Genomic DNA, 21,521 nt, shown 5'->3' on the forward strand with positions numbered 1-21,521 from the left:
TGATGTTCTTATTATATGCCGATTATTCGCCCAAACCAGCCTTGCACGCCACTGTTCATGCCGCAAACAATTGATTGAATTGCTGCACCGCAATATCCACATCTTCCGCCTGATAGACGCTAGTGATGGCCGCCACCATGTCGGCACCGCGCGCGGCCAGCGGCGCGGCGTTCTCCGGCGTCATGCCGCCGATCACCACGCAAGGCAAGGCGATCTCGCGTTTCGCCTGCAGCACGATGTCGAGCGGTGTCGTGACCGGATACTTTTTCACCAGCGATGGATAAAAGCCGCCGAAGGCCACATAGCTGGCGCCGCCCGCCTCCGCCGTTCGTGCCAATGCCATGTCGCCATAGCAGGAAGCGCCGACGATCTTGTCCTTGCCCAGGCGCGTGCGCACCTGTGCCACGGACGCATCCGTGCCGCCCACGTGCACGCCGTCCGCGTCGAGCTCTTCGCACAGCTCGATGAAGTCGTTGATGATGAAAGGCACGCCATACTTGCGGGCCAGGTCCAGCAAGGCGCCCGCCTGCTCGCGCCGCTGATCCGCTTCCGCGCTCTTGTGGCGGTATTGCAGGAAGGCCACGCCTTCCTGCAAGGCTTGCTCGCTCACGTCGAGCAGGCGGTCGGTGTCGTCCCAGTTCGGGGTGACCAGATACAGTCCACGCATGATATTTCCCTTATTGAATGAATCGTTGCGGCATCAGCTGGCCTGGCGCAATCGCATACGCGCCAGCCAGGGCCGCATGGCAATAGCATTGTGCGCCATCGAGTGCCTCTTGCATCGGCACGCCTTGCGCCAGGCGCGCCGCGATGGCGGACGCCAAAGTGCAGCCGCTGCCGTGAAATTCGCCGGGCAAGCGCGGCCAGCGCCACTCGCGCTCGCTGCCAGCGCCATCGAGCCAGCGGTTGACGATCATCTCGCCTTCGCCATGGCCGCCCGTCACCAGCACGTTCTCACAGCCTTGCGCCAACAGATATTCCGCGCCGCCGAGGGCCAGCGCTTCCGGCCCGTTCGGTACGATGACGGTCGTCACCGGCAGCAAGGGCGCCAGCGCCAGCACGGCATCGTCCCGGCTCAGCACGTCGCCATGGCCGCTGGCCAGCACGGGGTCGAGCACGACAGGCAAGCTTGGGCGAATCAGCCGCAATTGCGCGATCAGTTGCGCAATGACGGCCGCATTCGCGGCGCTGCCGGGAATGCCGATCTTCACGGCATCGATGCTGATCTTGTCGATCAGCGCCTGCGCCTGCCGGCGCAGCAATTCCGGCGCCACCGGCTCGACGCCGAAGACCCTGTCGTTGTCCTGCACCGTCAGCGCCGTGATGACGGGCAAGGCATGCGCGCCCTGCGCCGCAATGGCCACGATATCGGCGGCGATGCCGGCGCCACCCGACGGATCGGCGCCGGCAAACACGAGCACAGTGTGGCGCATCGGCATCGTCACGCCAAGCGGCCCGCCATCGGCGACGATGGCGACGCGGCAAATTTACGGGGCATGCGGCCCGCCAGAAATGCTTCGCGCCCGGCCCGCACGGCCAGCTTCATCGCATGCGCCATGCGCACGGGATCGCGCGCGCCAGCAATGGCCGTATTCATCAGCACGCCATCGCAGCCGAGTTCCATGGCAATGGCCGCATCGGACGCCGTGCCCACGCCAGCATCGACGAGCACGGGCACTTTCGCCTGGTCGATGATCAGCGACAAGTTCCACGGATTCAAGATGCCCATGCCCGAGCCGATCAAGGACGCGAGCGGCATGACGGCCACGCAGCCGATGTCTTCCAGAATCTTCGCCTGGATCGGGTCGTCGCTGCAGTAGACCATCACGTCAAAGCCATCCTTGACCAGCGCCTCGGCCGCGATCAAGGTTTCCGGCATGTGCGGGAACAGGGTCTTTTCATCACCGAGCACTTCCAGTTTCACCAGATTGCGTCCGCCCAGAAGCTCGCGCGCCAGTTGCAGGGTGTAGACGGCGTCCTTGGCGTTGTAGCAGCCAGCCGTGTTCGGCAAAATCGTATACTGGTCGGGCGGCACGAAGTCGAGCAGGCTGGGCGCGTTCGGGTCTTGCCCGATATTCACGCGCCGGATCGCCACCGTGATGATCTGCGCCTCGGCCGCATCCGTCGCTTCGCGCGTCTGCGGTAAATCCTTGTACTTGCCGCTACCGACCAGCAAGCGCGATTGATACTGTTTTCCTGCAATGGTCAGCAGGTCGTTTTTATTACTGTTCATTGCTTTTTCCTTAGTTCAGCCGCCGCCGATGGCGCGTACTATTTCAACCTGGTCTTGTACTTGCAAAACCTGCCCCTGCCACGCCTTGCGCGGCACGACATTGCGGTTGACGGCCAGCGCCAGCGCCTGGTTTTCCAGCGACAGGGCGGCGATCAATTGGTCCAGGGTTTGCCCCGGCGGCACCTGGTACGGTGCGCCGTTGAGCGTGATGTTGATGAATGCAGGCATCACGCTCTCCCTCAGACCTTGCGGTACAGCTCGGCGCCGTTCTTGATGAATTCGATGGCCTTGACTTCCATGCCCTGCTTGAGCGCCTTGTCTTCCGCGATGCCCATGCCGGCCGCGTATTCGCGCACTTCCTGCGTGATCTTCATCGAGCAGAAATGGGGGCCGCACATGGAGCAGAAATGCGCCACCTTGGCTGAATCCTTGGGTAGGGTTTCATCGTGGAATTCACGCGCCTTGTCCGGGTCCAGGCCGATGTTGAACTGGTCATCCCAGCGGAATTCAAAGCGGGCTTTCGACAGCGCGTTGTCGCGGATTTGCGCGCCCGGATGGCCCTTGGCCAGGTCGGCCGCGTGCGCCGCAATCTTGTAGGTAATGATGCCGTCCTTGACGTCCGCCTTGTTGGGCAGGCCCAGGTGTTCCTTCGGCGTCACGTAGCACAACATGGCCGTGCCATACCAGCCGATCATGGCAGCGCCGATGCCCGAAGTGATGTGGTCGTAGCCGGGCGCGATATCGGTCGTCAATGGCCCCAAGGTATAGAACGGCGCTTCGCCGCACTGTTCCAGCTGCAAGTCCATGTTTTCTTTAATGAGCTGCATCGGTACGTGGCCAGGCCCCTCGATCATCACTTGCACATCGTGCTTCCAGGCGACTTGCGTCAGCTCACCCAGGGTTTTCAGTTCGCCCAGCTGCGCCTCGTCGTTGGCGTCGTAGATGGAACCCGGGCGCAAGCCGTCGCCCAGCGAGAACGACACGTCGTACGCTTTCATGATTTCGCAAATCTCTTCGAAATGCGTGTACAGGAACGATTCCTGGTGGTGTGCCAGACACCATTTCGCCATGATGGAGCCGCCGCGCGACACGATGCCCGTCAAGCGCTTGGCCGTCATCGGCACGTAGCGCAGCAGCACGCCCGCGTGGATGGTGAAGTAATCGACGCCCTGCTCGGCCTGCTCGATCAGGGTGTCGCGGAAGATTTCCCAAGTTAAATCTTCGGCCTTGCCATTGACCTTTTCCAGTGCCTGGTAGATGGGCACGGTGCCGATCGGCACGGGACTGTTGCGCACGATCCATTCGCGCGTCTCGTGGATGTGCTTGCCGGTCGACAGATCCATCACGTTATCGCCGCCCCAGCGGATGGCCCAGGTCATCTTTTCCACTTCCTCGCCGATCGACGAGGTGACGGCCGAGTTGCCGATATTCGCGTTGATTTTCACGAGGAAATTGCGGCCGATAATCATCGGCTCGACTTCCGGATGGTTGATGTTGGCGGGGATGATGGCGCGGCCGCGGGCAATTTCCTCGCGCACGAATTCCGGCGTGATCTCGGCCGGGATGCTGGCGCCAAACGACTGGCCCGGATGCTGGCGGCCCATCAGGTCGGCCAGGCGCTCGCCCATGGGACCGGACGCTTTCAGCTCACGCAAATATTCCTGGCGGCGCATGTTTTCGCGGATGGCCACGAATTCCATTTCCGGCGTGATGATGCCCTGGCGCGCGTAATGCATTTGCGTCACGTTCTTGCCGGCGATGGCGCGGCGCGGCTTGCGGTGCAGGTTGAAACGCAGTTCGGCCAGCTTCGGGTCCGCCAGGCGGGCGATGCCGTAGTCGGAGGTCGGGCCCGGCAATTCTTCCGTATCGGCACGTTCGACGATCCACGGCAGGCGCGGCGTATCGAGGCCCGAGCGGATGTCGATCTGCACGTCCGGGTCCGTGTACGGGCCGGAAGTGTCGTAGACGTAGATCGGCGGATTCTTTTCGCCGCCGAACGACGCTTCCGTGTCGGACTGGCTGATCTCGCGCATGGGCACGCGGATGTCGGGGCGGCTGCCTTCAACATAGATCTTGCGCGAATTGGGCAGCGGAGCGATGGCGGCTTCGTCGACCGTGGCGGTGGCGGAGAGGAATTTCGGGTTGGCGTTCATTTTGGCTCCTTGGCTAGACTATTTTTAAGCCTGGAGCCAGCTAAGGAGGTTCGGAATCACGCACGCGGAAAGGCGGGGTGCGTTCATCCTAAAGCTTCCCTTCGCTGGCATTATCCAGATCAGGTTCGGAGGGTATTTCTCACCCGCGCTTGCACTGTGTTTCCACAGCGAAAGGCAGGACCCCTAGCGTTTGCCGCCTTGCGGCAGCGAGCCAATTATACGCGGTTCACGCCGCGCGGCCAGATGATTTCTTGCAGGTGTCGTCTTTGTACATCGCTCTACTTCTTCTTGCCCCAGCGCCAGCTGGTCGGTTCGCCCTTCAGCTGGCAGATGAAAATGAGCACGGCAACGATGGCCACTTCATAGACGATGTAGCCGACCAGCATGGTCTGCGGCGGGAACAGAAAAGCGCCGCAGGCGAACAGCGCCAGCGCGGCCAGGAACACCAGCCAACCCTGCCACGTGATGGGCAAGCCCCAGCCCCAGCCATAGGTCTTGGCGGGGAACCAGTATTGCGGCCTTGATTTGTCAGTCATGATTTTTCCTGGTCAGTATCGATAGCACCCAGTATAAATCAGGCAATGCGATGGCGCTCCGTGACATCGAGGCCGATGCCGCGGTAGCCGATGAAGCGGCTGCCATTGTCGAACATCGGTTCGCCGCTCACTTGCAGGTACTGCGTGCTGCCGTCGAGATTGGCGCGGCTGTAGATGAAATCGAGAAACGGTTCGCGCGCGGCAATTTTTGCGTCGAGCAAGGCGCGCTCGGTGGCATTCCAGCGCTGCGGCTCCTGCTCGCTGCCGATGCCCAGCATTTCAGCCACGGGGCCGGAAAAGCGCGTCAGGTTGCCCTGCGCATCCTGTTCCCAGTACCAGTCGGATGACAGTTCCGTGAAACGCTGGAAGCGCGCTTCGCTTTCGCGCAGCTCCGCCGTGCGTTCTTCCACCATCTGCTCGAGCGACTTATTGTATTCGGCCAGCTTCTGGTACAGCAGGCGCACTTCCAGCATGTTGTGGATGCGCGTTTTCACTTCCACCAGGTCGAACGGTTTGCTGACGAAGTCCTTGGCGCCAGCCTGCAGCGCGCGCAGTTTGTGGCCGGGCTGGGCCGTGATCACCAGCACGGGCAGATAGCTGCCCGCCTCGATGTCGCGCAAGCCTTCCATGACTTCGAAGCCATCCATTTCCGGCATCTGCAAGTCGAGCAGGATCAGGTCGTAGCGGTGCTGCTGGTGCAGCGCGCGCACGGCTTGCGGGTCCATGGTGGACGTGATGCGCGTATAGCCGGCATTGCGCAGCACCTGTTCCAGCAGCATGACGTTCGCCTCCTGGTCATCGACGATGAGGATGCTGGCGTTCAGGATCTCGGTGGCTTGAAGCATGGCGGTATTCCTAAAAATAAATGCTGAATTAGCGTATTGCGTGAATGTCGTCGGCCAGGCCGTGCGCGGCCGCATGGTGCAGGGCCACGTCGAGCGCATCCATGAATTCGACGACCTTGATCGGCTTGGTCAGGTAGCGGAAGAAGCCCGCTTCCAGGCCCTTCTCGATGTCGCGCGGCACGGCGTTGGCCGACAGGGCCATCACGGGAATATGGCTCGTGAGCGGGTCGTCATGCAGGATATGCAGGGCGCCAAAGCCGCTGATGCCGGGCAAGTTGATGTCCATCAGGATCACGTCCGGCTGATACGTGCGCGCCAGGTCGATGCCCAGGTGCGCATCGATGGCCGTGAGCAGTTTCAAATCGCTGCGGCGCGCGATCAATTGCTCCACCAGCGCCAGGTTGGCGGGATTGTCTTCCACGTACAGCAAGGTGCGCTGGCTTTCCTGCGGCTCCTGCACCTGCGGCAGCGCGTCGCCATCGCCCAGCACCAGGGCCGGCGCACTGCTGGCGGCCAGCTCGAACCAGAACGTGGTGCCCACGCCGACCGTGCTGTCGACGCCGATAGTGCCGCCCATCAATTCGACCAATTGCTTGGTGACGACGAGGCCGATACCCGTGCCCTCTTCCGTGCTGTTTTCCTGGCCCAGGCGGTTGAAGGGCTGGAACAGCTGGGCCACCTGGCCCGCATCGAGACCGGCGCCGCTGTCGCGCACGCTCACGCGCACACGCTCGCCATGCCGGCTGCATTCGACGGTGACGGCGCCGCCGCCCTGGTTGTACTTGATGGCGTTCGACAGCAGGTTGACCATCACCTGTTTCACGCGCGTGCGGTCCGCATGCACATAAAATGCCTGGCCGCAGCGGGGGAAATGCATGCGGATGCCGCGCTTTTCCGCCTGCGGCGCGATCATCGCCTGGCAATCCTGCAGCACGTCGAGCAGCGACATCGCTTCCTGCGACAAGGTGACCTTGCCCGATTCGATCATGGCCAGGTCGAGGATTTCATTGATCAGGCGCAGCAGATACCAGCCACCCTTGAGGATTTGTTCGATCGAGCGCTGCTGCGGCACGGTGGGCGGCGGCACGTCGGACGCCATCAGCTGTGCAAAGCCCAGCACGGCATTCAGCGGCGTGCGCAATTCATGGCTCATGCTCGACAGGAATTCGGACTTGGCGCGGTTGGCCTTTTCCGCCACCTGGCGCGCCTTCTTCAACTCCGCATTGTTGGTCTCGACCAGCGAGCGTGTGTACGCCTGCTGCTCCTGCAGGCGCTGGTCCAGCAAGGCCTGTTCCGCCTCGACCTGCTTGCGAGCCGTGTTGTCCGTGCCGATCAGCAAGTAACCGATGACCTTGCTTTGCGCATCGCGCAAGGCCGTCACGGAGACGATGGCGGGGAAACGGCTGCCATCCTTGCGGATGTAGGTCAGTTCATAGATGTCTTCGATGCCGCGCGTGGCCTTGAACACGAGCGCTTCCACGCCAGGCGTGATGACGGTGTCGAGTTCGGCACTGAGGGCGGCGGCGCGCGCAACGATTTCCTGCGCATCAGAAATACCGGCCGGCGTCAGCTTGTCGACCACGTCGCTCGCCGCATAGCCGAGCATGCGTTCTGCGCCCACATTGAAAATCTGGATCACGCCCTGCGCATCGGTGGCGATGCACGAGAAATTGGCGCTGTTGAAAATCGCATCCTGCAAGGCGCCCGCCTTGAGCAACTGGCGCGGCAGGCTGGCCGCCAGGGTGCGGCGGTACAGCGCCACGAGCAGCATCAGCAGCAAGAAGACCAGCGCGTCGATGACGCAGGCCGTTTCGAACGGCGCGCGCCAGGCCAGCAGGCCGATGGCCAGCAGCACGATGGCGCTGAACGAAAACGCCAGCGCCATGGGCCAGCGCGACGGTGCGCGCGGGGGAATGTTTTCAACAGATTGCATGGGATAGCCCGGGCTGTGACAACGATAAAAGAGAGGATGCGGTGTTCAAAGCGCCTGGCGCTGGCGCACGTCCGACAGCAGGCGCGTGAATTCCTTCTTCACCACGCCATAGCATTCGCACACATGGCCTTCGAGACCGGCGCGGTCCAGCACGGAAATATGGCCACGTCGGTAGCTGATGAAGCCCCGCGTCTGCAAACGCCCGGCCGCTTCCGTCACGCCTTCGCGGCGCACGCCCAGCATGTTGGCAATCAACTCCTGTGTCATCGTCAACTCGCGGTTCGGCAGGCGGTCCATGGTCAGCAGCAGCCAGCGGCACAGCTGCTGTTCCACCGTATGGTGGCGGTTGCACACGGCCGTCTGCGACATTTGCGTGATCAGCGCTTGCGTATAGCGCAGCAGCAAGCGCATGACGGGACCGGCGCGGTCGAATTCCTCCATCAGCAAATGCGCCTTCAGCCGGTAGCCGACGCCGCCCGTCTGCACGACGGCGCGGCTCGGCGTCGAATTGCCGCCCATGAACAGCGACACGCCCACGACACCCTCATTGCCGACGCCGGCAATTTCCGACGAGCCGCCGTTTTCCAGCAGGTAGTGAATGGAAACGATGGCCGTGGTGGGGAAATACACATGCTGCAGCTTGTCGCCCGAATCGTAGATCACGTCACCGAGCAGCATCGGCACTTGCTCCAGGTGAGGGGCCAGGCGCGCGAAATCAGCGTCGAGCATGGCGGCGAGCAAATGGTTTTGATTCGGGTTGTGCAGCTGGGCATGCGGACTCGACATGGGCAGGTTTCCTGTTTTCCAGTCGTCAGCTAGGGGATCGATGAAAGGCGTCCGAACGAGGGGCGCCATGTGGTGCAGCGTAACACAGCGCTGGCACAGTGACCCGACTATATTTCTTGTCGGCATTGCCGTCCGTTCGGTAGCGAACGGACGGCATTTCGTCGCGCCCCCTACAGTCAGTCACTGCCCGGCCTGCCTGATCATGGATCGGCACCGGCGCTGCCACGGGACCACCATGCAATCATTCTTCAAACGCATCTCCATTTCCGTTTCCACCTCGGCCCTGCTCACGCTGGCGTTCGGACTGTGCCTGACGGCCCTGTGCTACGCCTCGGCGCGCCAGATCGAGGCGGAGAGCGCCCGGTTGCTGCTGCAGTACCACGCCAGCGGCCACACCTTGGGCGCCGCCCTGCTGCCGGCCAAAGGCATGGGCCTGGACGCCAGCCATCGCGGTTCGCTGTACGTGCTGCTCGGTGGAATGCTGTCGAGCCTGCTGGCGGCCGCATACGTGTATCAGCTGGTCTCGCGCAATTCCGTGATTGCCCGCATCACGGGCGAACGCACGGCGGCGCTGCAGTTCGCCAATTTGCGCCTGTCCGAAGACATCGCCGCGCGCATGCACAATGAAAAGTCGCTACGGCTGCGCGAACGCATCATCGAAGTGTCGGCCAACGCCATCATCCTGTGCAGCGCCGACGCGCCCGGCTACCTGATCGAGTACGTCAACCCCGCCTTCGAACGCATCACCGGCTATGCGGCCGGCGAAGTCATCGGCCAGCGCCTGGAAGACTTGCAGGGGCCGGAACAAGGGCGGCAAGACATGCACGCCATTACGGCGGCCCTGCGCGAACAGCGCGAAGGCAAGGCTATCGTGCGCAATTTCCGCAAGGATGGCAGCTGCTACTGGAGCGAGCTGTTCGTCGCGCCCGTGCGCGACGATGGCGATGGCCCCGTCAGCCACTTTGTCGTGGCGCAATACGACATCAGCAGCGTCATGCGTTTCGAACAGGAACTGGAATTCCAGGCCAGGCACGATATCCTGACGGGCCTGGCCAACCGTGCCCTGCTGCGCGAACGGCTGGAACAGGCGATGGCCGTGACACGGCGCAGCGGCCAGCCCCTGTGGGTGGTCTTCATCGACCTCGACCGCTTTAAATTCGTCAACGATACCCTGGGCCACGACGCGGGCGACCTGGTGCTGAAAAACGTGGCCGAGCGCCTGCGCGACGCCACGCGCGAAGTCGACACGGTGGCGCGCCTGGGCGGCGACGAATTCGTGCTGCTGCTGCCCCAGCATGGTAATGGCGAACCGGGCGCCGCCATCCTGCAGCGCATCCAGGATGCCGTGGCGCAGCCGCTGCAACTGGGCGAATATGAATTTTTTCTCAGCTGCTGCATGGGCGTGGCCGTGTATCCCGACGATGGCCAAAATGCCGACACCCTGATCAAGCATGCCGACATCGCCATGTACCGCGCCAAGGAACAGGGACGCGGCCACTGGCAGTTCTATGCCTCGAGCATGAATGCGGGCACCCTGGAGCGGCTGGAACTGGAGAGCGAGTTGCGCCACGCCCTGGAACGGGGGCAGTTCCACCTCGAATACCAGCCCCAGCTGGACCTGGCCAGCGGCGCCGTGGTCGGCATGGAAGCGCTGCTGCGCTGGCAACATCCGCAGCTGGGGCGTGTTCCCCCTGCCAGCTTCATCGGACTGGCTGAGGAAATGGGCTTGATCACCCCCATCGGCGACTGGGTGCTGCGCACGGCATGCGCCCAGGCGCGCGCGTGGCAACTGGCCGGCCATGGCCCGCTGCGCCTGGCCGTCAACCTGTCGGCGCGGCAATTCAAGCAAAAGAATTTGCTGCACGCGGTGGCGCAGGTGCTGGCGGACACGGGACTCGCCGCGGCCCACCTCGAATTGGAATTGACGGAAAGCATGGTCATGCATGACGTGGAGCAAGCCACGGCCATCATGGCCAAGCTGAAGGCGCTGGGCGTGCAACTGTCGATCGACGACTTCGGCACCGGCTATTCCAGCCTGGCCTACCTGCGCCACTTCCCCATCGACGTGCTGAAAATCGACAAAACCTTCGTCAGCGACATCACGCACAGCATGGACGACGCGGCCATCGTGCACGCCATCATTTCGCTGGCGCACAGCCTGCGCCTGAAAGTCATCGCGGAAGGCGTGGAAACGGAACAGCAGCTGGCCTTCCTGCGCCGGCACGGCTGCGACCAGATGCAGGGCTACCTGTTCAGCCGCCCGCTGGCCGCCGCCGCCTTCGAGACACTGCTGCTCGAAGGCAGCATGCTGCCCGCTTAGCGCAAAGGTTTAAAACGCGTGGCGCAGGCCGACGTTGAAGGCGCGGTTGCCCGTGCCCACTTCCGTGGCATTGCCCACCATGTAGGCGGCGTCGTTGCGGTTGCGGATGTGCGCGTAAGCAACATACACTTTGCTGCGCTTGGACAAGGCATACGTGGCGCCGATGGCCAGCTGCCGCGCATCGCGGTTGGCGGCGTCGCGGTCATCCTTGTGCACGTACGAAGCCAGCAAGGTCGTCGCGCCGAGCGGCACGGATACGCCGACGATGGCGTCGCGGCTGTCCGTCGACTGGGCCGGCGCCTGCGCCGCGCCATACGGGTTTTCCCCGAAGAACATGGTGCTGCCGTCGCCCGTGTTGCGGCCATAACCGGCAAACGCGGTGGCCACGCCGAAGTTGTAGTTACCGGCCAAAATCGTGTTGTTCACGTCGGCCTTGCCCGGCTCGCCGGCACGGCTCTGGCGCGCCAGGCGCAAGGTCAAGGGACCGTTGACATAGCCGAGGGTCAGGCCCAGCGAGCGCTGGTCGGCCGCCACACCCGTGTGTTCGCCAAAGCCGTACATGACGGTGGCCGTCACGCCGCGCATTTCAGGCGAGGTGTAGCGCACGGTATTGTCGATGCGCGTGGCCGAATAGCCGGCCAGGTTGGTTGCCGCGCCGGCAAAGCCGCCTTCGAACGGGTCGGCCACGTCGGTCAGCGCCTGGCTTTGCAGGTTGTACTGGCGCCCCACGGTCAGCATGCCCAGCGGGCTGTCGATGCCGACGAAAGCCTGGCGGCCGAACAATTGCCCCGCCTGGTCGGAGCGGCCCGTGTCGCTCAGGACACCCGCTTCCAGCGTGAACACGGCTTGCAAGCCATTACCCAGGGACTCGGTGCCGCGCAAGCCCAGGCGCGAGCCGGCCGATATGCCGCTGGTGAGCTTGCTGATGCCGCCTTCCTGCACCAGGCCGGCGTCCATCAATCCATACAAGGTGACTGACGACGGGGTGACTGAAGACGGGTCAACGGACGACTGGGCGTGGGCGGCAGGCAAGGCGCCCAGGGTGGCGATGGTCGAAACGAGGCCGACGGTGATCGAGATTTTTTTCATGCGGGTTTCCTTGTATAAGCGAAACCAGGAAAGCGCGCGGCCATGGCGCGGCCACAGGCGCCAAGGCGCGCTGGGGAGTGCCGTATCGAAAGACGACGGACCAGGCAGCAAGATTCCTGGCTAAGCTGTGGCGGCAGCGGCGTGCAATGAGCCGCGTTGATTCCGCCGTGAATGGTGCACCGCTGGCGGTGCGCGTGGCTCAGGCGCCCGGCCCGAAGGGGACGCGCTGAAAGTGGCTGGCATCGCAGATGCGCTGGCCCTGAGACGCGGACGAGTGTTGGATATGAAACGTTGATACAACCGCGTCTGCTGACGCCGTCCGCAAGGATGGGGCAGGAGGCGCCGAGGCCGGCATTATAGCATCGGCAGCACCTCTACCCCCCGTTCTGTTGCAGGAAAACGACTCGCCAGGCCGCCAAAACACGGCGTTGTCGCCGGGCAAGATGACGCATGCCGACCAGGCAAATGCTATTGCAGCAACGGTGCGGCTGCCGCAGGCTTGCGCGCTGCGGCGGCCGCCTTCAGCAAGCTCAGCACCGCTTTATTTTCCGGCGTCGGTTCCCGGTCCCGCGCCATCTTCAACACGGGGAACTCGCCGCCCAGCGGATCGGCGCCCAGGCTCAGCAACAGCTTGACCATCGCCGCGTCGCCATTTTCGACGGCCGCCAGCAAGGGCGGCAGATAACCGCCGGTGACGATGGGCGCGCCCATCGCGGCCAGGCGGGCGACCCAGTCGTGCCGCTGGCTGCGCACCGCATGCCACAGCAGCGTCTCCTTTTCCAGACGCCGCGAATCGAGCGCCGCCTGCTGTCCCTTGTAAGAAACTTCGGCGGCGGGTCCGACTTGCTGCCATGGCATGCCGGGCACCACCAGTTGGCGCAGCACGTCCTCGGACGCCGGCTGGTAGTTGTACATGGCGCGCATCGCAGCGTCGAGCCAGCGGTCATTTCCCTTCGCGTCATGCCGGGGCACGCGCTGCTTGAGCCAGTCCAGCGCGCCGGCGTTGCCCGCTTCGGCGGCATAGGCGTACAGCGACTTTTCCTGCTCATCAGTATTTGGCGTGGTGCCGGTGGCCAGCATTTTATCGAGCACTTCGGTGCCGCGCGTCAGGCGCAGCAAGGGCCCCCATAGCAAAGAATCGGCCAGCGGCCGTTCCGCTGGCTGCGCAGCCCCGCCTTTCTTGGCCTTTTTCTCTGCCAGGTACTGGTCTACCAGCAAATAGGGCCGGCCCGCGCCTGCGTCGAGCATGGCGATCATGCTGGCCGTACGTTCTTTCGCGTCGATCAATTCCGGCAAGATGCCCGCATCCTCCTGCTGCAAGGCGTATTCCAGCGGCGCCTGCGTGTGGTTTTCGCCGCCGTATTGCCGCACATCGGCGCCATGCGCCAGCAACAGGCGCACCATTGCGGCATTGCCGTACAGGGCAGCCAGATGCAGCGGTGCGGCGTGGTAAAGCGTATCGCCTTCGCCGAGCGGCACGCCGCGTTGCAACAGCAGCGTCATCATGCGCAGCTTGGCGGGCAACAGCGCGGCGTACTGCTCACGCAGCGCCTGGCGGCGCGCCTGCAGCGGCGCCTGCGCCAGTCGCTGCTGATCGTCGTCCTGCCGGGTTTGCGCATTCAGCCATGCCGCTTCGGCTTTGTACATGCTCGATGGAGGCGAAATCAAATAGTTCAGCAAGGGACTCCTGTCGAGCGCATAGGCGCCCGGCTCGGCGACGCCGGCCAGCAGCTTGCCAAAGGCAGCTTCGTCGCCCTCTTTGGCAGCCTTGAACAGCGCCGTCACCTCTGGCGTCGGCGGCAGCTTGTTGCGTGCCTCGCGCACATAATTGATCAAGCGTTCCATGCCATGCACCGAGACCTGCGGCAACGGCATGCCCACTTTCCATGCCCGCGCCAGCTGCTGCGCCTCGGCCTGTTGCGCCGCATTCAGTTTCTTTGTCCAGCGGGCCACGGCGTCGCCGGCGTCCGCCGCGCCGCCCGCCGCCGCCAACTGGCTCAGCATGGAAGCGAGCACATAGTCCTGCGGCACGCCCGCCTCCTCGCCATACAGCACGGCCAGCTGCAGCTGGGCCTTGGCAATGCCGCTTTCGGCGGCCTTGCGCAGCCAGCGGGCAGCCTGCTTTTCATCCAGGCCGCCCGTGCCTTTCCAGCACAGCAAACCCAGCTGGTAAGCGGCTTCCATGTCGCCACCCTCGGCGGCGCGGCGGTACCAATCCTGCGGCGAACGCTGTCCCGTCTGCGACGCCGCCGGCAGGGGCGCGCCGCGCTGCCAAAGGCCGGCCAGGCGCACGGCCTCGTCGACCTGGTCCGGCGACATCCTGTCACGGCGCGCCGGCAGGGACTTCTCCATCGCGGCCGCACCGCTCCACTCCTTGTCTTGCAGCGCCAGCAGGTTAAGTGCATACGACAGCACCCTGTCGACCGGCCCGCCTTCGCCCCGCTCATACATTTGTGCCAGGTCCTGCAGCGGCTTGCCCTCACCCTGCGCGGCCATGACGCCCAACCAGGGCCGCGCGCGCGATGGATTGAGCATGCGGCCCGGCGCGTATGCATACATGAAAACCAGCGCCTCCTGCGCGGCGCGATCGCCGCCCTTGGCCGCCAGCAGATACCAGCGCTCCGCTTCGACCTCGCTGCGCTCCACGTCCCGGCATCCTTTCTCGCCCATGTAGATATCGGCGAGGACTTTTTGCGCCTCGACATGGCCACCTTGCGCCGGTCCGCGCAATTGCGCAACGGCCTTGCTGCAGCGTCCATCCTGCAGAGCCGCCATCCCCTCCGGAACGCCGGCGCACGCGCCTCCGGCAGCCCATCCAGCGCCGAGCACGGCCAATTGCCACAATTTTTTCATGATTGCCTAAGCTTTCAAATAATGTTGCAAAGATGATAGCTTAGAAAAAATACAATGAAGCAATATTGCGCAATCGTGCGCGGCTTTTCGGGCCATCCAGGCCCGCTATTTGCTGCGCATGCTTTATGCACCCCTTATAATGGTTCCTTTTGCCAATCACACGCCAAATCATGGAATTAGCCAAGTCTTTCGAGCCCGCCGACATTGAACAATTCTGGCGCACCGAGTGGGAACAGCGCGGTTACTTCACCGCCACCCTCGATGCCGGAAAACCTTCCTTCAGCATCCAGTTGCCGCCGCCGAACGTCACCGGCACCCTGCACATGGGCCATGCGTTCAACCAGACCATCATGGATGGCCTGACACGCTACCACCGCATGCTGGGCCACAACACAGCCTGGATTCCCGGCACCGACCACGCGGGCATTGCCACGCAAATCGTCGTGCAGCGCCAGCTGGACGCGCAAAAGATTTCGCGCCATGACCTGGGCCGCGAGAAATTCGTGGAAAAAGTGTGGGAATGGAAAGAAAAATCCGGTTCCATCATCACCGGCCAGATGCGCCGCCTGGGCGCTTCGGCCGACTGGCAGCGCGAATACTTCACGATGGACGAGCCGCGCTCGAAAGTCGTCACCGACGTCTTCGTGCGCCTGTTCGAGCAAGGCCTGATCTACCGCGGCAAGCGCCTGGTCAACTGGGACCCCGTGCTGGGCACGGCGGTGTCCGACCTGGAAGTGGTGTCCGAGGAAGAAGACGGCTCCATGTGGTACATCAAGTACCCGCTGGCCGATGGCAGCGGCTTCCTGACGGTGGCCACCACCCGTCCTGAAACCATGCTGGGCGACGTGGCCGTGGCCGTCGATCCGACGGACGAGCGCTACCTGCCGCTGGTGGGCAAGATGCTCAAACTGCCGTTGACGGACCGCGAAATCCCCATCATCGCCGACGAATACGTCGACAAGGAATTCGGCACGGGGTGCGTCAAGATCACCCCGGCGCACGACATGAACGATTACGCCGTGGGCCAGCGCCATAAACTGGCGCAGATCGTCATTTTGACGCTGGACGCGAAGATCACCGACGACGCGCCGGAAGCTTACCGCGGCATGGACCGCTTTGCCGCGCGCAAGCAGATCGTCGCCGACCTCGACGCGCAAGGTTTGCTGGAACAGGTCAAACCGCACAAGCTGATGGTGCCGCGCGGCGACCGCACGGGCGTCGTCATCGAACCGATGCTGACGGACCAGTGGTTTGTCGCCATGAGCAAACCAGCCCCGGAAGGCACGTTCTTCCCAGGCAAATCGATCGCCGAAACGGCGCTGGACAAGGTCGCCAACGGCGAAATCAAGTTCGTGCCGGAAAACTGGAGCACCACCTACAACCAGTGGCTCAACAACATCCAGGACTGGTGCATCTCGCGCCAGCTGTGGTGGGGCCATCAAATCCCGGCGTGGTATGACGACGCGGGCAATATTTTTGTCGCCAAGACGGAAGCGGAAGCCATCGCCAAGGCGCAAGCCGCCGGCAGCACGGGCCCCTTGAAACGCGACGACGACGTGCTCGACACGTGGTTCTCGTCGGCCCTGGTGCCGTTCTCGACCATGGGTTGGCCGGAAGAAACGCCGGACATGAAGGCCTTCCTGCCATCGTCCGTGCTGGTCACCGGTTTCGACATCATCTTCTTCTGGGTCGCGCGCATGGTCATGATGACGGCGCACTTCACGGGCAAGGTGCCGTTTGAAACCGTCTATGTGCACGGCCTCGTGCGCGATTCGACGGGACAGAAAATGTCGAAGTCGAAAGGCAACACGCTGGACCCGATCGACCTGATCGACGGCATCGACCTGGAAAACCTGATCGTCAAGCGCACGACGGGCCTGATGAACCCGCGCGACGCGGAAAAGATCACCAAGGCCACGCGCAAGGAATTCCCGGAAGGCATTTCGGCCTACGGCACGGACGCCGTACGCTTCACCATGGCCAGCTACGCTTCGCTGGGCCGCAACATCAATTTCGACCTGGGCCGCTGCGAAGGCTACCGCAACTTCTGCAACAAGATGTGGAACGCCACCCGTTTCGTCATGATGAATACGGAAGGCAAGGACTGCACCGCAAACGACGCCGACCTGTCGCAAGCGGACAAGTGGATCATCTCGCTGCTGCAAAAGGCGGAACTGGACGTGGCCAAGGGCTTTGAAGACTTCCGTTTCGACAATATCGCCGCCACCATCTACAAATTCGTGTGGGACGAGTATTGCGACTGGTACCTGGAAGTGGCCAAGGTGCAAGTTCAGCAAGGAACGGAAGGCCAGCAGCGCGCCACCCGCCACACCCTGCTGCGCGTACTGGAAGTGGTGCTGCGCCTGGCCCATCCGATCATCCCATTCGTCACGGAAGCCCTGTGGCAGACGGTGGCGCCATTGGCTGGCAAAACGCTCAAAGCTGAGGGTGACTCCATCATGATGCAGCCGTACCCGATCGCCAACACCGACAAGATCGACGAGTCGGCCGAAGCGTGGATGCAGCAGCTGAAAGCCTTGACGGACGCGACACGCAACCTGCGCGGCGAAATGCAGATCTCGCCTTCCGTACGCGTGCCGCTGATCGTCGAAGCGGGCAATGCCAGCGAGAAAGAAGCACTGGCGTCGTACGCACCGTACATCCAGTCGCTGGGCAAGCTGGCCGACGTGCAGATCGTCGATGCGCTGCCGGACTCGCCAGCGGCCGTCGCCATCGTCGGCACCACCAAGCTGATGCTGAAAGTGGAAATCGACGTGGCTGCCGAACGCGAGCGTCTGGGCAAGGAAATCGCCCGCGTCGAAGCGGAAATTGCCAAAGTCAACAGCAAATTGGGCAATGAAAGCTTTGTCGCGCGCGCCCCTGCCGCCATCGTTGCGCAAGAAAACGAGCGCTTGCTCAGTTTTTCGGCGACAATTGAAAAACTGCGCGAACAGTTTGCTAAACTAGCCAGCGCATAAGGCAAGTTTGGAAGGATTGCGCGGCGTCATTCGTGACGCCGCGCAGCACTGCTGGTCTTGCCTTGGTATATAACTGTTCGTGACACGATCAAAAAACCAATGGAGACTAGCGATGCATAAAGTATTCAAAGCAAGCGTACTGGTGGCCGCCCTGGCCATCGCCGGCAGCGCCACCGCGCGCGACGGCAACTTTACCCCCGTCGGCACATGGAAAACCATCGACGACGCCAGCGGCAAGCCGAAATCCCTCATCGTCATCACGGAAAGCAACGGCGTCTTGCAAGGCAAGATCGACAAGCTGTTCCGCGGCCCGGACGAAGACCAGAATCCCAAGTGCGACAAGTGCACGGGCGCCAAGAAAGACCAGCCCATCGTCGGCATGGTGATCCTGTCCGGCCTGAAATATGACGGCAAGGAATGGACTGGCGGCGAAATCACGGACCCGGCCAATGGCAAGACCTACAAGAGCAAGGCGGAATTGACGGAAGGCGGCACCAAGCTGCAAGTGCGCGGCTATGTCGGCGTGCCGATGTTTGGCCGCTCGCAGACGTGGGTGCGCGAAGAGTAAGCTCCCTCTGCCCTGATGAAGCCGGCCTTAGCGCCGGCTTTTTTGCGTCTGTTTTCCGCACACGGCCGTTGTTTTCCAGGCCGAATCGCGTTTTTTTGACCCTATCTCCGAACGCCAGGGGCCTATGCGCGCCACCGAACATACTTGAAGTTTCCTAAATGAAATAGTGCATGCCTGTGACGCCATCGCCCTGTAGCGACAGGCGGCATGGCTCTGCCGGATGACCTCATCCGCGGATGACCGGCAATGACTGCCATGCACAAAGGAACACTATGAATCTCTTCAAGCGATATCTGAACCCGCTGATCGTCTCGGCAGGCCTGCTGGCCATGACCGCCCTGGCCGGCTGCGGCGGCGGCGACCAGGGACGCGATCCTATCCTCGGCTTGCCGGCTGCCACCCTGTCCAGCCTGGCCGTCACGCCAGCCACGGCCACGGTTGCTATCGGTGCGGGCCAGCAATTCACGGCCATCGCCACGTATAGCGACGGCTCCTCGCAAGATGTCAGCGCCAAGTCGGCCTGGACGTCGGCCACGCCAGCCAGCGCGACAGTCAATGCCGCCACAGGCTTGAGCACCGGCATCGCTGCCGGCAGCAGCAGCATCAGCGCCGCATTTGGCGGCAAGAGCGCAGCGGCCCAGTTGACCGTCTCGCCCGCCACTTTGACGGCAATTGCCATCACGCCGCTCGCGCCATCGATCGCCATCGCAGCAACGCAGCAATTCACGGTGACGGGCAGCTTCAGCGACGGCGCCACGCACGACGTCACGGCCGTGTCGGCCTTTGCCTCGGCCAGTCCCGCCACGGCCAGCATCGCCGCTGGCGGCCTGGCGCTGGGCAAGGTTGCCGGCACGACGCAGATTACGGCCACCACGGGCGCGCTCACGGCCAGCACCGTGCTGACCGTCACGCCAGCGACCTTGTTGTCGATCGCCGTCACGCCGCAAAACCCGATCATCCCCGTCGCCGCGACGCGCCAGTTGGCCGTCCTTGCCACGTATTCGGATGGCAGCAGCGCTGACGTGACGTCCGGCAGTAGCTTCGTGTCCGCCACGCCAGCCTCGGCCACTGTCGCCAGCGGTGGCCTCGTCACCGGCGTTGCCTTTGGTACCAGCGTCATGAACGCCAGCTTCAACGGCAAGACGGCCAGCACCACCGTCACCGTGCCGACCATTACCCTGGCCAGCATCGCCGTCACGCCGGCCACCGCCAGCATCGTTGTCGGTGCCACGCAGCAATTCATTGCCACCGCAACGTACTCGGACAGCTCGAACGCCATCATCACCAACAGCGCCGCCTGGACGTCGGGCACCGTTGCCAATGCCAGCGTGCTGAACACGGGCGTCGCCACCGGCATCGCCGCCGGCACCAGCAGCATCACGGCCACGGCCGGCGGCCAGTCGGGCAGCGCGCTGCTGACCGTCACTGCCGTCGCCATCCCGCCCGTCCTCAATCCGATCATCCTGGGCCGCGCCGCATCGTTCGGCGTGCTGGCCGGCACCTCGATCACGAACAATTCGGGCGGCACGACCCTGATCACGGGCGACGTGGGTTCGCCTTCGCAAACGGTCGATCCGACCCAGGCAGCTGGTTTTACCAACTACAAGTCGGGCGCCATCCTGGCCGGCGCGATGACGGATTTGCAAACGGCGATCACGGACGGCAACAGCCGCACTTGCGACGTCAGCTTTGCCGGCGGCATAGACCTCGGCGGCCAGACCTTCGGCCCCGGCGTGTATTGCTATGCGGGCGCCATCAGCATCACGGGTACCTTGACCCTGAACGGTCCCGGCGTGTACATCTTCCGCACGGCGCTGACCTTGAACTCGACCGTCAACTCGGTGGTTGCCCTGAACAATGGCGCCACGGCCGACAACGTCAGCTGGCTGCCCGTCGGCCCGACCACCCTGGCCGCGAACAGCGTCTTCAAGGGCAATATCCTGGGCCAGTCGGCCGCCATCACGGTGGGCGACAACACGACCCTGCTCAATGGCCGCGTGCTGACGGCCGCCGCCGTTACCCTGCGCAACAACCAGATCACCAAATAACCGGGACATGACCATGACTATCGCACACACACTGGGCGCCCTGAGCGTCATGACCGGCGCCTTGCTGGCGGCACAATCGGCGCAGGCGCAGGACAACACCTTCATCAACCCGGACTGGGCCAACAGCGCCTGGTACATTGGCGCGGGCGTGGGCCAGTCGCGCGCCACCATCGACGAGCCGCGCCTGCGCGCCAGCCTGGCCGCCAACGGCGAAAGCGTCACCGGCTTCAGCAAGGACCAGCGCGACACCGGCTATAAACTGTTTGTCGGCCGCCAGCTGAACCAGTATGTCGCCGTGGAAGCCGGTTACTTTGACCTGGGCAAGTTCGATTTCAAGTCGACCACCAGCGGCAACGGCGTACTGAACGGGCAAGCGGCCTTTCGCGGCGTGAACCTGGACTTGCTGGGGCAGCTGCCGCTGTCGCAGCGCCTGTCCTTGCTGGGCCGTGTCGGCATGCACTACACCAAGACCAACACGGAATTCAGCGGCAACCGTCTGCTGGGTTCGACCAATACCCATGCCAGCGAGCGCAAGCTCAATGCCAAGGTGGGCCTGGGCCTCGAATACAAGTTCAGCGAAGCGCTGGCCCTGCGCGGCGAAGTCGAGCGTTATCGCTTGAACGACGCCGTCGGCAACCGTGGCGATGCGGACCTGTATTCCGTCAGCCTCGTGTATAAACTGGGCCGCCCGGCCAGCGCCACGCCCGCCTACCAGCCGGCGCCAGAAGTCGCCCCTGTCGTCGCGATGCCGGCGCCTGTCATCGTGGCCGCACCGGCGCCAGCGCCCGTGTCGGAAAAAGTGTCGTTTGCCTCGGAAGCGTTGTTTGATTTCGATCAATCGGCGCTCAAGCCGCAAGGCAAGGCCGCGCTGGACCAGCTGCTGGGCCAATTGATGGGCATGGATCTGGAAGTGATCGTCACGGTCGGCCATACGGATGCCGTCGGCCCTGACGCCTACAACCAGAAACTGTCGCAACGCCGCGCCGAAGCCGTCAAGGCCTATCTGGTGGCGCAAGGCGTGGAAACGAACCGTGTCTACACGGAAGGCAAGGGAGAAACGCAGCCGGTGGCCGACAACACAAGTGCCGCCGGGCGCGCCAAGAACCGCCGTGTGACGGTGGAAGTGGTGGGCACGCGCAAAGTTGCACGCTAAGTTACATGCACGTAAAAAACCGGCTT

General features: G+C 63.3%; 16 protein-coding genes and 1 riboswitch. Of the genes, 5 read left to right on the forward strand and 11 right to left on the reverse strand.

Annotated elements, in window-relative coordinates; all coding sequences use genetic code 11:
- Window positions 1-55 precede the first annotated feature (55 nt).
- From thiE to SKZ59_RS26325, 9 genes are all read right to left on the reverse strand, one after another.
- Window positions 56-667, reverse strand: a complete 612-nt coding sequence (gene thiE / locus SKZ59_RS26285; RefSeq protein ID WP_319993408.1) for a thiamine phosphate synthase — start codon at window positions 665-667, stop codon at window positions 56-58.
- 10 nt (window positions 668-677) lie between these two features.
- Window positions 678-1,433 (reverse strand): bifunctional hydroxymethylpyrimidine kinase/phosphomethylpyrimidine kinase, encoded by a 756-nt coding sequence (gene thiD, locus SKZ59_RS26290; protein WP_219330001.1) that lies wholly within the window; start codon window positions 1,431-1,433, stop codon window positions 678-680.
- Between the two features lie 8 nt (window positions 1,434-1,441).
- A complete protein-coding gene (locus SKZ59_RS26295; protein WP_319993409.1) occupies window positions 1,442-2,233 on the reverse strand; it encodes a thiazole synthase in 792 nt (263 codons plus the stop codon).
- A 15-nt stretch (window positions 2,234-2,248) separates the two neighbouring features.
- Window positions 2,249-2,461: a sulfur carrier protein ThiS gene (thiS, locus tag SKZ59_RS26300; protein WP_319993410.1), complete on the reverse strand. Its 213-nt coding sequence runs from the start codon at window positions 2,459-2,461 to the stop codon at window positions 2,249-2,251.
- Window positions 2,462-2,472: 11 nt separating this feature from the next.
- On the reverse strand, window positions 2,473-4,386 hold the full coding sequence (gene thiC / locus SKZ59_RS26305) for a phosphomethylpyrimidine synthase ThiC (protein WP_319993411.1): 1,914 nt from the start codon (window positions 4,384-4,386) through the stop codon (window positions 2,473-2,475).
- A gap of 79 nt (window positions 4,387-4,465) precedes the next feature.
- Window positions 4,466-4,581: riboswitch (TPP riboswitch) on the reverse strand.
- An 83-nt stretch (window positions 4,582-4,664) separates the two neighbouring features.
- Window positions 4,665-4,922 (reverse strand): hypothetical protein, encoded by a 258-nt coding sequence (locus SKZ59_RS26310; protein WP_319993412.1) that lies wholly within the window; start codon window positions 4,920-4,922, stop codon window positions 4,665-4,667.
- 38 nt (window positions 4,923-4,960) lie between these two features.
- A complete protein-coding gene (locus tag SKZ59_RS26315; protein WP_034749183.1) occupies window positions 4,961-5,767 on the reverse strand; it encodes a response regulator in 807 nt (268 codons plus the stop codon).
- A gap of 28 nt (window positions 5,768-5,795) precedes the next feature.
- Window positions 5,796-7,700 carry an ATP-binding protein gene (locus SKZ59_RS26320; protein WP_254798660.1) on the reverse strand — a complete coding sequence of 635 codons (1,905 nt, stop codon included), beginning with the start codon at window positions 7,698-7,700 and terminating at the stop codon, window positions 5,796-5,798.
- 45 nt (window positions 7,701-7,745) lie between these two features.
- On the reverse strand, window positions 7,746-8,486 hold the full coding sequence (locus SKZ59_RS26325; RefSeq protein ID WP_319993413.1) for a Crp/Fnr family transcriptional regulator: 741 nt from the start codon (window positions 8,484-8,486) through the stop codon (window positions 7,746-7,748).
- A gap of 235 nt (window positions 8,487-8,721) precedes the next feature.
- Between SKZ59_RS26325 and SKZ59_RS26330 the strand changes: the two genes are divergently transcribed.
- Complete coding sequence (locus tag SKZ59_RS26330; protein ID WP_070305807.1) at window positions 8,722-10,806, forward strand: putative bifunctional diguanylate cyclase/phosphodiesterase; 2,085 nt, start codon at window positions 8,722-8,724, stop codon at window positions 10,804-10,806.
- A gap of 9 nt (window positions 10,807-10,815) precedes the next feature.
- On the opposite strand, the gene SKZ59_RS26335 is transcribed toward SKZ59_RS26330, so the two are convergent.
- Together SKZ59_RS26335 and SKZ59_RS26340 are read right to left on the reverse strand one after the other, a co-directional pair.
- Window positions 10,816-11,895 (reverse strand): porin, encoded by a 1,080-nt coding sequence (locus SKZ59_RS26335; RefSeq protein ID WP_319993414.1) that lies wholly within the window; start codon window positions 11,893-11,895, stop codon window positions 10,816-10,818.
- A gap of 468 nt (window positions 11,896-12,363) precedes the next feature.
- A complete protein-coding gene (locus SKZ59_RS26340; RefSeq protein ID WP_319993415.1) occupies window positions 12,364-14,670 on the reverse strand; it encodes an ankyrin repeat domain-containing protein in 2,307 nt (768 codons plus the stop codon).
- 248 nt (window positions 14,671-14,918) lie between these two features.
- Between SKZ59_RS26340 and SKZ59_RS26345 the strand changes: the two genes are divergently transcribed.
- The 4 genes from SKZ59_RS26345 to SKZ59_RS26360 all read left to right on the forward strand — a co-directional run bounded on the left by SKZ59_RS26345 (window position 14,919) and on the right by SKZ59_RS26360 (window position 21,495).
- Window positions 14,919-17,726 carry a valine--tRNA ligase gene (locus tag SKZ59_RS26345; RefSeq protein WP_319993416.1) on the forward strand — a complete coding sequence of 936 codons (2,808 nt, stop codon included), beginning with the start codon at window positions 14,919-14,921 and terminating at the stop codon, window positions 17,724-17,726.
- Between the two features lie 112 nt (window positions 17,727-17,838).
- Window positions 17,839-18,294 (forward strand): DUF2147 domain-containing protein, encoded by a 456-nt coding sequence (locus SKZ59_RS26350; RefSeq protein ID WP_034749198.1) that lies wholly within the window; start codon window positions 17,839-17,841, stop codon window positions 18,292-18,294.
- Window positions 18,295-18,566: 272 nt separating this feature from the next.
- Window positions 18,567-20,342 carry an ice-binding family protein gene (locus SKZ59_RS26355; RefSeq protein ID WP_070305818.1) on the forward strand — a complete coding sequence of 592 codons (1,776 nt, stop codon included), beginning with the start codon at window positions 18,567-18,569 and terminating at the stop codon, window positions 20,340-20,342.
- Between the two features lie 13 nt (window positions 20,343-20,355).
- Window positions 20,356-21,495, forward strand: a complete 1,140-nt coding sequence (locus SKZ59_RS26360) for an OmpA family protein (RefSeq protein ID WP_319993417.1) — start codon at window positions 20,356-20,358, stop codon at window positions 21,493-21,495.
- The last annotated feature ends 26 nt before the right edge of the window (window positions 21,496-21,521 follow it).

The organism is Janthinobacterium sp. GMG2 (assembly GCF_033949445.1).
Classification (GTDB): domain Bacteria; phylum Pseudomonadota; class Gammaproteobacteria; order Burkholderiales; family Burkholderiaceae_D; genus Janthinobacterium; species Janthinobacterium aestuarii.